Origin of the sequence: Citrobacter sp. Cpo037, assembly GCF_030332945.1 — a bacterium.
In the GTDB taxonomy this organism is placed as follows: domain Bacteria; phylum Pseudomonadota; class Gammaproteobacteria; order Enterobacterales; family Enterobacteriaceae; genus Citrobacter; species Citrobacter portucalensis.
In genome coordinates this window covers 2,421-13,191 of record NZ_JAOWGW010000084.1, presented here as the reverse complement: position 1 = coordinate 13,191, position 10,771 = coordinate 2,421, and the positions used below count along the sequence as shown (strand labels likewise).

Genomic DNA, 10,771 nt, shown 5'->3' with positions numbered 1-10,771 from the left:
CAGTACAGCACGGGAGGTAGGACGACATTGCTGGGAATTAGTAAGCGAGGTAATAAAAAGATCCGAACTTTGTTGGTTCAATGTGCCAGGGTATTCATACAAAAACTGGAACACCAGTCTGGCAAATTGGCCGATTGGGTCAGGGATTTACTGTGCCGGAAAAGCAACTTTGTCGTCACTTGTGCTCTGGCAAACAAGCTGGCCAGAATAGCCTGGGCCCTAACGGCACGACAGCAAACTTATGTAGCATAACGGCAGAAATACACCGGTTTAAAGAATTACTGATCTGGTTTTGCGAATACTGATATTGATGATACTAACGGCCCACCGGCCTGTTGAGGAACCTGTAAAACGGAAAGGCTCATTGAAGCCGTATATTTTCTGGAGGTTCATCAGGCGCGGAACTCATCGAGGCGCGGGAATAAAATCCCATTCAGACGCCGGATAGATTCAAGCAAGCCAACTTGTCGTCAAAATCGGTGTTGCAAAAACGGGAGTGACCATAGATTCCGTTTTCTGAGACGTCCCCTAGCTGGCTTATCAGGCAGATTCCGGACCGCTTTTTTGACGTTTTATCCGGAACCGAATGCGCGGAAATTGATGGTATTGCGCATGACGGTTTACTGCATGATACTGAACACAAGACAGCATACCCTGTTGCAGGAAGAGGTTTCCGAAAGGTGGATAACTGATCGGATGCTATCAGTCCATCACATCATCATGGCACCGACAGTTCCCGGACCCCATCCCCGACAGCATCAGAACCAATATCCTCCCGCTATGCGGTGTATTTAACGAGAGAGTCATAAATGGAGCAACTGAACGGCACGCCGCCTTGCCTTATGAAGGCGTGGAAGAAGCATGAACACGAACTTCTTTGCTGGTTACTCAGACAAGTGGGTAATGAGGCTGATGCTGATGATCTGATACAGGAAACCTTTCTCCGGGCAATACGACAACATGGGAAATTCTGTGCCATCGTGAATGCCAGAGCCTGGCTGTTTGAGGTTGCCCGGCATCTGCTTATTGATAAAAGCCGCCAGCAGCGTCCATTTATGCCTCTCCACGATGATTTATCATTGCCGGATAATACGCCTGAAACTGTCGACTCACTGGCTGGTTGTCTGCCCCGCATCCTGGATAAAATGGCAGAGTCTGATCGGATTATCCTTACGCTCTGTGATCTTGAGGGGATGAAACAGGCTGATTTTGCAGACCGAAATGGTCTGACACTTGCGGCAACCAAATCGCGTTTATCCCGGGCGAGGGATAGGCTGCATAGGAAACTTTCCAGCAATTGCCAGATCAGACTGGATGAGTATGGTCGGGTATGTTGTTTCACTCCCAAGTGAAGAATCTGTTTCCCCTTCTGGGGTTACCGATAAGCTATTGCAGTGAAATCCTGTTCAATAACATTTCTCAGCAAATGAAATAAATCGAAAAAAACTGCATCCTTTTCTGTCAAACAGCGTCTTCCCGAAAAACAACCGTCGTGAGGCCTGTCCGTTATGTTCCAGATTTTCACTGATTTTGCCACCTAGCTGGTCTATGAATGCCTTAGTCTGAGTCCTGCAACCAAACTCGGGGAGGCGATCCACTTTTTTGTCGAAGACGTGAGCAAAATTTTCGTTCTCTTGCTGGTCATGATCTACTTTGTGGCCATACTACGGGCCTCGCTGGATATTGAGAGGGTAAGAAACTATCTTGCAGGTAAGCACCGTGGAATGGGGTATTTACTGGGCTCCTGCTTTGGCGCCGTTACTCCGTTCTGTTCCTGCTCAAGTATCCCGGTATTTCTGGGGTTTACTTCGGCTGGTATCCCCCTCGGGATTACCATGGCCTTTCTCATCACATCCCCCCTTATCAATGAAGTCGCCGTCCTGCTTCTGGTCAGCCTGCTCGGATGGAAGTTCACGCTCATTTATATTGCTGTCGGAATGGCTGTTGGTATGGCTGGCGGTGCTTTTCTTGATCGGATTAAGGCCGAACGCTGGTTAGCCGATTTTGCCGCCGATGCCCTCAGAGACGGGCAGCAACATCAAACTGATGAGATCCGACAATCTACCATGGCACCGCATATGCCTCTCTCAAAGCGACATGCCTTTGCTAAAGAGGAAACTCTCACCATTTTTAAGCGTGTCTGGCTCTGGGTCATTCTCGGAGTAGGACTTGGTGCGGCATTGCATGGATTTGTGCCCGACGGATGGATCGCGTCGCATCTCGGTGCCGGTCAGTGGTGGACTGTCCCTGTAGCTGTGCTGGTTGGCATACCTCTCTATTCCAATGCTACCGGTGTGATCCCTGTGATGGAGAGTCTGATCACGAACGGCCTGCCAGTGGGGACAACTCTGGCTTTTTGCATGAGCACTGTGGCTGCCAGCTTTCCTGAGTTCATTCTGCTCAAACAGGTGATGAAGTGGCAATTACTGTGCACCCTGCTGTTGCTGTTGTTGACCTCTTTCACACTGGTTGGCTGGATTTTTAACGTTGTATTCCCGTTAATTCCCTGAAGAGGATTATAAAATGAAGCATGTAAAAGTACTGGGTACAGGCTGTTCCGGTTGTAAAACAACCATCCGCCTTATCCAGCAGGTGGCTGATGAGAGAGGCGTCGCTATTCAGCTTGAAAAAGTGGAGTCACTGTCTGAAATAATGAAACACAAAGTGATGGCGACCCCGGCGGTTGTCGTTGATAACATCGTTGTACATACCGGAGGAATACCATCAAGAGACATTATCGAAAGCTGGCTCTGACCTGCAGGCAGGGAAATAATTCCTGTTCGTTCATTGCCTGAAATATCAAGCTCTGATCTCTGTAGAGGACTTCCGGCAGCCCCTTTTTTAATGAAAAGTTCAGACCCAGAGATGAAGGTATACCTTCATCTCTGTCGCGGAGCTCCGCCACAGCAGGTAAAGTTTACACTCTGATATCTCACTTATCACAGTCAGTTCAGGTCCGTTTTTTGCTCTCTGACAGCTGGCCGTCTTACTGCAGTCCCTGTTCAGCCTTTAGTTATCATATTCCTGACGCTTATTCGTTTAAAGTCTGAAACTTCGCTTCAAGCTCAAGTATTCTGAGACACATCTGCTCAATAAGTTCTGGTGTGATGGTTTTTTTAAAACGAGCGATGAGTTCAGCATCCGTGTCATCCATATATTTTATGGGTTTATCAAATGCAACCTGGCTAAGCCGGGCAAGCGCAAGAACTTCATCAATCATAAGGATTTTCTTCATAATGTCGCCTTTTCTTCCCGACTCAGGGTTTTAATGCCAGTCTGGAATTAAGTTTTCCCGGAGTTTCCTCCGGGTTCCGACTTATCTGAGCATTAACAGCGGGACTCTGGTCTGTTCGAGCATCGCAGTTGTGTTACTGCCGATGAAAAAACGTCGCAGGGAAGAGTGCCCATATGCCCCCATGACAATCAAATCCACGCCGTTGTCTGCGGCGTAACGACAAAGCGCCTCCGTTACCGAGCGTCCTTCAGCTAACCGGGATATCGCACTGATGCCAGCGCACTGCAGACTACGCTTTGCCTCTTCGAGGGTATGAGCATCGCCGTTAACCATTACGATATGACATTCCAGGCTCTGCAGCAGAGGGCTGAGCGTCAGTCGACGCAGGTTTCTCCGGCTTTCCTCACTGCCATCAAACGCAAACATGACTCTTGAAGGTACAGAAAAAGTTTCAGGTACAATCATTACCGGCTTTTTCTGCAGGCGGATAATGCTCTCCAGATTGCTGCCAACCGGGTTCTGTGCTCCCCGGCGACCGAGCACCATCATACGAATACCCTTCAGGTCAGCCAGGATGATATCCAGTGCGCCATGTTTCTGAAGTTGCTGAACATCCGGGATACCGATCTGGCTGAGCAGTTCCGCGCATCCGGCAAGAATGGCGCGTCCCTGAGTCATCAGCAGGCGGTTACGCTCCCCTTCTATTCGGACAAGGTCCTGCGTCAGTTGCTCCCGGCTGTCAATACCGATAGTCCCCGTAAGGTCAGAAACTGCCGGTTGTTCATTTTTTTCAAGCACATGCAGCAGGGCAAGAGGAACGTCAAGCTTCCCGGCAATCCAGGCTGCATACTCACACACGGCGCGTGTTGATGACGATCCATCCACGCAGGCAATAACGGTGTTGTCCATAGCATTAATTCCTGACATTAATGACCTCCCATCAGTTTTTCGATTTCTTCGGGTTTATCGTGAACACCAAAGCGATCAACGATAGTACGGGTTGCTTCGTTCATCCCGCGGATCTCAACGTCTGTTCCTTCTCTGCGGAATTTAATAACCACCTTATCCAGTGCGCTGACCGACGTGATATCCCAGAAATGGGCATGCGTAACATCAATGACAACTTTCTCTGCAGCTTCGCGAAAATCAAAATACGCCATAAAGCGGTCGGCGGAGGCAAAGAACACCTGCCCGGTGACCTTATAGAGCCGGGACTCTTCCCTGAGTTCTGAAGAGACAGCCAGAAAACGCGCCACTTTAGTGGCAAAATTCAGGGAAGCGATAAGCACACCGGTCAGTACCCCGAATGCCAGATTATGAGTGGCCACCACCACCACCACTGTTGCCAGCATCACCACGCTGGTAGAAATGGGATGGCTTTTAAGGTCGGTAACTGAACGCCATGAAAAGGTACCAATCGAAACCATGATCATTACGGCGACAAGCGCGGCCATAGGGATTTGCGAGACCAGGTCCCTCAGAAAGACTACCATACACATCAGGACCACACCGGCAGTGAGGGTGGACAGACGGCCCCGACCGCCGGATTTCACGTTGATAACAGACTGACCAATCATTGCACAGCCCGCCATTCCCCCGACAAATGAGGTGCAGATATTAGCGATGCCCTGAGCCTTGCATTCCCTGTTTTTATCACTGGGGGTATCCGTCATATCGTCCACAATCGTGGCTGTCATCATTGATTCCAGTAACCCTACAATGGCGAGGCCTGCGGAGTAAGGGAGAATAATCAGGAGCGTATCAAGATTCAGCGGGATATCCGGCACCAGGAAGACCGGCAGACTGTCAGGCAGTTTGCCCATATCCCCGACCGTACGCACGTCCACATGCAGCCATATGGCAATCGCCGTAAGCACCACGATACAGACAAGGGGTGAGGGGATTGTTTTATTCAGATACGGGAAGAGGTAGATAATGGCGAGCCCTACTGCCGTCATAGCATAAACATGCCAGGTCACATTGGTGAGCTCAGGTAACTGCGCCATGAAAATCAGGATCGCGAGTGCATTAACGAATCCGGTCACCACGGAGCGTGAGACGTAGCGCATGAGACCGCCGAGTTTAAGATAACCGGCTATCAGCTGGAATACGCCGGTCAGTACGGAGGCAGCCAGTAAGTACTGTAGTCCATGATCCTTCACCAGGGTCACCATCAGGAGCGCCATTGCCCCCGTTGATGAAGATATCATCGCCGGGCGACCACCAAAGAAGGCCATAATCAGCGGGATACAGAAAGCGGAGTAAAGCCCCACCTGAGGGTCAACACCGGCAATAATGGAAAAGGCGATCGCTTCTGGAATGAGTGCGAGCGCGACAACAATACCAGCCAGCACGTCACCACGGACGTTACCCAGCCAGTCCTTACGCGTCGAGGACAGCAACATAGTAATTTCTCAGTTTTTAGATGTAGTTAGCCCCGGAGGACATAAGTTTCAAATACGATAAAACACATCCGCAGACGGGATGTTATTACGTGCGTTCTGAGGCTCGCTCAGTACGGCGGAGGAAGGGAAAACTCAGGGTGGCGTAATGCGCATGATCAGCAGATAAATCCTTGAAAGCAGGTACTCAGCCCTCAGTGAACAGAATAAGTCAGCGTAATGTACTTTAGTGCTGACCACGTGCTCTGTATGATACAGAATCTATCTACTATAAACGAAAATACAGCACGATCAATGCTCACACTCTATATGGGACGTTCGTACCTGGACATGATTATCTGTGTTCAATGTCCCCGCATGACCGTCTTAACATCCAGAATATTACGTTTCCAAAAAAACCAGAAATGATTAAAAAATGAGCTTAACGTACAATAATTTTCGATATCCAAACTGACCCCAATCACATCACTGCCCGGTTGTATGCGCGAGGTTACCGACTGCGGCCTGAGTTTTTTAAGTGACGTAAAACCGTGTTGAGGCCAACGCCCATAATGCGTGCACTGGCGCGACATCCGACGCCATTCATGGCCATATCAATGATTTTCTGGTGCGTACCGGGCTGAGAGGCGATGTAAGTGAACTGTAGTTGCCATGTTTTACGGCAATGAGAGCAGAGATAGCGCTGATGTCCGGCAGTGCTTTTGCCGTTACGCACCACGCCTTCAGTAGCGGAGCAGGAAGGACATCTGATGGAAATGGAAGCCACGCAAGCACCTTAAAATCACCATCATACACTAAATCAGTAAGTTGGCAGCATTACCTATTATCCGTATATTAAGTCAGCATCAGAATGCCGGCCGTCATATCAACTGGCAATAGTCAGTTACCACATTGCGCTACGTGAAAACTGACAGGGTTACAGGGGTGTACCAGGTCAGAATTCACGTAGCGCATCCTCTTCTTCTCTGCTCCATTCTCATTATGGTCCGATCATGTATGTCCTGGCATTACCCCATTTCTCCCAAAAACCGTAAAACAGCCCTCAGGCCGCGTCATGACTGGCTTTAACGTGGATCTATGTTGAAAAAGGATCCTTTACGCATTTGGTTTTACCCGCAATAATGCGGGATAAGACAATAAAAGGATCCGCGCGCTGCGATTTATTGTCATGGCAGGATCGGCCGGTCAGGTGCAAAATACCTGTATCCATAAAAAGTGCGTGCGCTACGTGAAAAATAGCCGATGAACAACGTCATTCCCCTGCAGAATTCACCAGAACGCGTTTCGTTGTTGCCGATCGCCCCGGGCGTTGATTTTGCGACCGCCGTGGCATTACGACGCATGGCCACCTCCACCGGTGCCACCCCGGCTTATCTGCTGGCGCCGGAAGTGAGTGCCCTCCTCTGGTATATGCCCGACCAGCGCCATCACATGCTGTTCGCCACCATGTGGAACACCGGTATCCGTATCGGAGAAGCCCGGACGCTGACCCCGGAGTCATTTGATCTCGATGGTCTGCGACCCTTTGTGCGGGTACTGTCTGAAAAAGTACGGGCCCGACGCGGGCGCCCACCGAAAGATGAGGTCCGCCTGGTCCCGCTGACCGATATAAGCTATGTCAGGCAGATGGCGAGCTGGATGGTCACCACCCGTCCCCGCCGGCGTGAACCGCTGTGGGCCGTCACCGATGAAACCATGCGTAACTGGCTGAAGCAGGCCGTTAAGCGGGCCGAAGCTGACGGGGTCCATTTTTCAATTCCGGTAACGCCCCATACCTTCCGGCACAGCTATATCATGCATATGCTCTATCACCGCCAGCCCCGGAAAGTGATTCAGGCGCTGGCCGGCCACAAGGATCCGCGCTCGATGGAGGTATATACCAGAGTGTTTGCGCTGGATATGGCGGCCACACTAGCCGTGCCGTTCACCGGTGACGGGCATGATGCCGCGCAGATCCTCCGGACACTTCCCCCTCTGACGTGACAACGTCACTCGCCACAGTTTATATAAGCTGTAGTGAGTAAATCTTCCCGGAGATAAGCTGTAGTGAGTGAAATAAGCTGTAGCAGGCAACATAAGCTGGAGTAAGCAGATTGTGATATGTGGAAGCCTGATGCAATAAGTCCGCAGGGCTGCGGCAACTGCAGAAAAACAATGGTGGAAGTTTGTTGCTCAGGAAGCACGGGCCTCAGACATGAGCCGCACTCATCACCGCTTATATAAGCTGTAGTGAGCAGGACACTCACCAGAGGCAGCAATATAAGCTGTAGCAAGTAAACAGAGAGGTGTTACTCACTACAGCTTATGTTCAGCGGGATTTGAAGAGTTTTTCCAGGTCATCGAGCGTGATGCCAAGTTTCTCTAAAAGCGCCAATTTCTCAGCCATCTCCGGACTCACATCACCCGGTGCGGCTGGCAGTTGAGGGTTCTCAGCACTCTCATCATGCGGTGGTTTTAACTTGGGCCGCCGGTAATGAATGCAGAAGAGTTTAGTGCGTCCCCGCTGGATCTCCGTGTAATCCAGATAGCCAATCTCCCGGAGCTGCTCCATGGCACGCCTCACCGTCTGGTTCTGCGAGAACACAGGGGATTTCAGGTTCAGGCGGGCCCGCAGACGCGCCAGAGATATCGGTGCCGGATCCCGGGGCAGACTCTCTATAAAGGTATAAAGGGCCTGGGCGGACTCCCGGCGTTTCAGGGCATTGATGGCCTTGAGCTGCAGTAACACTTTCCGGTCAAACTGGTAGAGTTCAAAGAGGCGCGGATCGGCCTGCAACTGGACGATATCCTTCTCCGTATCATAGTAGGCCGACTGCACCAGGTGTGTGATGTACTCTTTGGTGTGACTTTCGGTCGTGCGGGAAAACGAGATCACGGTACCCGCGATACGTTTTAGCGAGGGGCTGATACGCTCCCGGAGCTTGCGTGATGACTGACTGGAGGGGATCCCACAGAGTTTGGCGAACTCAACAAACGGCAGTTCAACCTTATCGCCGATAACCTTATGGCGTGCAAAGGAATGGATCACCCCTACCCAGGTCTTGAAGTCATTATCCATATCCAGGCGGGGACCGGTGATCTCCACCTTATCAAACCCTTCGGCTCTGGCGAGAGATAGACGCGTCAGTTCTTCCGTCGCATCAGTACGCGAAAGCGTGTTCTTTTTACTGTTTTTCAGTGATTTGAGAGTAGGGACAAACACTCCGAGCCGCATCAGTGCCACTGGCTGCACTGTATTACTGGCATTAGGAGTGAGATTTACGACTTCACCGGAGGATTTATCCACCTCTTCAAACAACTTTTTTAAGTCCAGATTGTCCTTGTCCAGAGAGCCCCCCGATCGGTGGATTGTTTTAGAATAAAAGCAGCCACTGTTCTCATGTTATGGCCTGTAAAACGCCAGACAACTGGCTTCAGTTTATGCACAGCCCTGATGAACTTTCAGGTGACATACTCACTGTAGTTTATATCAATCGCTTATTACAGCATATCCGTTGCATAATACAGCTTATTGTCTACCAGTTACAGCTTATGATTAACATGCTACAGCTTATGTGATCATGCTCCAGGCTCAGTCCTGACGCGGCCTTCAGAGGTGTCGGGATCTTCTTTGGATCTTACAGGGATCGCTTTAAGGATCTTATTACTGGATCGAATGACTGTATATGTGGATAACCTGCTGACCGACAAGGTAATTCAGACTGTTCATTAATGATCCCTTTTCATACCGGCAACAACGCGTACCTGCTCCTGCCAGCATCTGTGCTATTGCGCTTCCTCGCCGGTTCGCGGGCATAAGCCCGGTCACCGGACTGCGGCGAGCACTGATCTATTCATTTCTCAATACAGACTATGTCAAAACTGCACTTCTCTCAGAGCCATGATACGGAGGTTACATAGTACAGTTTGATTCTGGTTTCTTCCGATCAGACACAGCAACGGTAATTTGAGCCTGACCGATCAACATCGAGAAGTTTTTCTCTACACCTTTACGTGCTGTACCCGGATCCACAGCCAACTAGTGGTTGAAACATGCATACCATAACTCTATTATAATTGTACGGTATACATCCGTACATGCTATCGCCTTAAGTCCCGAACTCAACAAAACTGTCCGCTCTCTCAGATTAAAGAGTGGCCTGGGAGAGAAACCATGTCAGCACTGAAAAAGCAGCGCATTGACCTGAGATTAAATGAAGACGACAAACACATGATCGAAGAAGCTGCAGCAATGACTAACCAGTCAATTTCGCAGTTCATGGTCAGTACCGCCTCAGAACGCGCTGCAGAAGTTATTGACCAGCACCGTCGTCTGCTCCTCAATGAGGAGTCTTGGAACCTGGTTATGGATGCAATCATTAATCCGCCAGCACCGAATGACCGGCTGAAACGCGCCGCTAACCGTCTCCGGGAACTGGAGTAATAAATGGAGGGTTTAAGGATTGAGATTTTTTCAGAGGAAGTTGAATATGAATTAAGCAACTTCGATTGTGGAGAAGAGTATCTGAATACTTTTCTTACTGACCATCTGAAACGGCAGCATAACAGTAAGATCTTACGTGGTTATGTTCTCGTGACGAGAGAGAATAAACCGCGTGTGATGGGGTACTACACGCTATCAGGAAGTTGCTTTGAGAAAATACTTCTACCCAGCAAAACACAACAAAAGCGTGTACCCTACAAGAATGTGCCGAGCGTGACTTTGGGCCGTCTGGCAATTGATAAAAGCATTCACCACCAGGGATATGGAGAAACACTTGTTACCCATGCGATGAAAGTCGTGTATCAGGCCTCGCAGGCTGTGGGTATACACGGAATGTTCGTGGAAGCGCTGAACGACAACGCCAAAAAATTCTACCTTCGACTGGGTTTCATTCAGTTAAAGGAAGAAAACTGTAACTCGCTCTTTTACCCGACAAAATCTATTGAAGAATTGTTCGAAGTAAATGATGAATAAAACAGGTTTAGACTGATCCAGTAAAGCCGTACCGCTTATGTAAAGCGGCCTAGTCCTATTACAGTATTTTTGCCGAAACAGCTCTTCTGCGGTATCTAGGGAAGGTGCGAACAAGTCCCTGATATGAGATCATGTTTGTCATCTGGAGCCATGGAACAGGGTTCATTATGAGTCATC

Annotated in this window: 12 protein-coding genes and 1 pseudogene; 8 read left to right on the top strand and 5 right to left on the bottom strand. The window is 49.7% G+C overall.

The genetic code is table 11. The annotated features are described in order from the left end of the window. From OGX94_RS24770 to OGX94_RS24755, 4 genes are all read left to right on the top strand, one after another. Positions 1-252: transposase (locus OGX94_RS24770; RefSeq protein WP_136129390.1), on the top strand; the 252-nt coding region annotated here is incomplete at its 5' end. Between the two features lie 557 nt (positions 253-809). Next, positions 810-1,352, top strand: a complete 543-nt coding sequence (locus OGX94_RS24765) for a sigma-70 family RNA polymerase sigma factor (protein WP_022652305.1) — start codon at positions 810-812, stop codon at positions 1,350-1,352. 189 nt (positions 1,353-1,541) lie between these two features. After that, positions 1,542-2,510 (top strand): permease, encoded by a 969-nt coding sequence (locus OGX94_RS24760; RefSeq protein WP_225986354.1) that lies wholly within the window; start codon positions 1,542-1,544, stop codon positions 2,508-2,510. Positions 2,511-2,523: 13 nt separating this feature from the next. Continuing rightward, positions 2,524-2,754, top strand: a complete 231-nt coding sequence (locus OGX94_RS24755; RefSeq protein ID WP_021314637.1) for a thioredoxin family protein — start codon at positions 2,524-2,526, stop codon at positions 2,752-2,754. 277 nt (positions 2,755-3,031) lie between these two features. Here OGX94_RS24755 and OGX94_RS24750 read toward each other — a convergent pair whose 3' ends face one another. The 4 genes and pseudogenes from OGX94_RS24750 to OGX94_RS24735 form a co-directional block, all read right to left on the bottom strand. Then, a complete protein-coding gene (locus tag OGX94_RS24750; protein WP_021314636.1) occupies positions 3,032-3,235 on the bottom strand; it encodes a hypothetical protein in 204 nt (67 codons plus the stop codon). Positions 3,236-3,316: 81 nt separating this feature from the next. Next, positions 3,317-4,144 (bottom strand): universal stress protein, encoded by an 828-nt coding sequence (locus OGX94_RS24745; RefSeq protein WP_032430841.1) that lies wholly within the window; start codon positions 4,142-4,144, stop codon positions 3,317-3,319. A 17-nt stretch (positions 4,145-4,161) separates the two neighbouring features. Further along, positions 4,162-5,640: a SulP family inorganic anion transporter gene (locus tag OGX94_RS24740; protein ID WP_022652309.1), complete on the bottom strand. Its 1,479-nt coding sequence runs from the start codon at positions 5,638-5,640 to the stop codon at positions 4,162-4,164. Positions 5,641-6,130: 490 nt separating this feature from the next. Next, positions 6,131-6,403: pseudogene (locus OGX94_RS24735) on the bottom strand (IS1-like element transposase); the annotation flags it as partial. 476 nt (positions 6,404-6,879) lie between these two features. Between OGX94_RS24735 and OGX94_RS24730 the strand changes: the two are divergent. Continuing rightward, positions 6,880-7,620, top strand: a complete 741-nt coding sequence (locus tag OGX94_RS24730; protein WP_022652310.1) for a tyrosine-type recombinase/integrase — start codon at positions 6,880-6,882, stop codon at positions 7,618-7,620. 325 nt (positions 7,621-7,945) lie between these two features. On the opposite strand, the gene OGX94_RS24725 is transcribed toward OGX94_RS24730, so the two are convergent. Then, the gene (locus OGX94_RS24725) at positions 7,946-8,695 is read right to left on the bottom strand and encodes a RepB family plasmid replication initiator protein (RefSeq protein ID WP_064754779.1); all 750 of its coding nucleotides are present in this window, start codon (positions 8,693-8,695) and stop codon (positions 7,946-7,948) included. Here OGX94_RS24725 and OGX94_RS25060 point away from each other — a divergent pair. From OGX94_RS25060 to OGX94_RS24715, 3 genes are all read left to right on the top strand, one after another. Beyond that, positions 8,679-8,999, top strand: coding sequence for a hypothetical protein (locus OGX94_RS25060; protein ID WP_502361632.1), 321 nt, complete (start codon positions 8,679-8,681; stop codon positions 8,997-8,999). The two genes, OGX94_RS24725 and OGX94_RS25060, sit on opposite strands and share 17 nt — an antisense overlap. A 791-nt stretch (positions 9,000-9,790) precedes the next feature. Next, a complete protein-coding gene (locus OGX94_RS24720; RefSeq protein WP_022652312.1) occupies positions 9,791-10,060 on the top strand; it encodes a type II toxin-antitoxin system TacA family antitoxin in 270 nt (89 codons plus the stop codon). Between the two features lie 3 nt (positions 10,061-10,063). Beyond that, positions 10,064-10,594 carry a GNAT family N-acetyltransferase gene (locus tag OGX94_RS24715; RefSeq protein ID WP_022652313.1) on the top strand — a complete coding sequence of 177 codons (531 nt, stop codon included), beginning with the start codon at positions 10,064-10,066 and terminating at the stop codon, positions 10,592-10,594. Positions 10,595-10,771: the final 177 nt, after the last annotated feature.

What these genes read in the sequence shown, in the direction of transcription:
- OGX94_RS24765 (WP_022652305.1), top strand. Translation starts at nt 810, where the DNA reads ATGGAGCAACTGAACGGCACGCCGCCTTGCCTTATGAAGGCGTGGAAG.
- OGX94_RS24755 (WP_021314637.1), top strand. Translation starts at nt 2,524, where the DNA reads ATGAAGCATGTAAAAGTACTGGGTACAGGCTGTTCCGGTTGTAAAACA.
- OGX94_RS24750 (WP_021314636.1), bottom strand. Translation starts at nt 3,235, where the DNA reads ATGAAGAAAATCCTTATGATTGATGAAGTTCTTGCGCTTGCCCGGCTT.
- OGX94_RS24745 (WP_032430841.1), bottom strand. Translation starts at nt 4,144, where the DNA reads ATGGACAACACCGTTATTGCCTGCGTGGATGGATCGTCATCAACACGC.
- OGX94_RS24740 (WP_022652309.1), bottom strand. Translation starts at nt 5,640, where the DNA reads ATGTTGCTGTCCTCGACGCGTAAGGACTGGCTGGGTAACGTCCGTGGT.
- OGX94_RS24730 (WP_022652310.1), top strand. Translation starts at nt 6,880, where the DNA reads ATGAACAACGTCATTCCCCTGCAGAATTCACCAGAACGCGTTTCGTTG.
- OGX94_RS24725 (WP_064754779.1), bottom strand. Translation starts at nt 8,695, where the DNA reads ATGGATAATGACTTCAAGACCTGGGTAGGGGTGATCCATTCCTTTGCA.
- OGX94_RS24720 (WP_022652312.1), top strand. Translation starts at nt 9,791, where the DNA reads ATGTCAGCACTGAAAAAGCAGCGCATTGACCTGAGATTAAATGAAGAC.
- OGX94_RS24715 (WP_022652313.1), top strand. Translation starts at nt 10,064, where the DNA reads ATGGAGGGTTTAAGGATTGAGATTTTTTCAGAGGAAGTTGAATATGAA.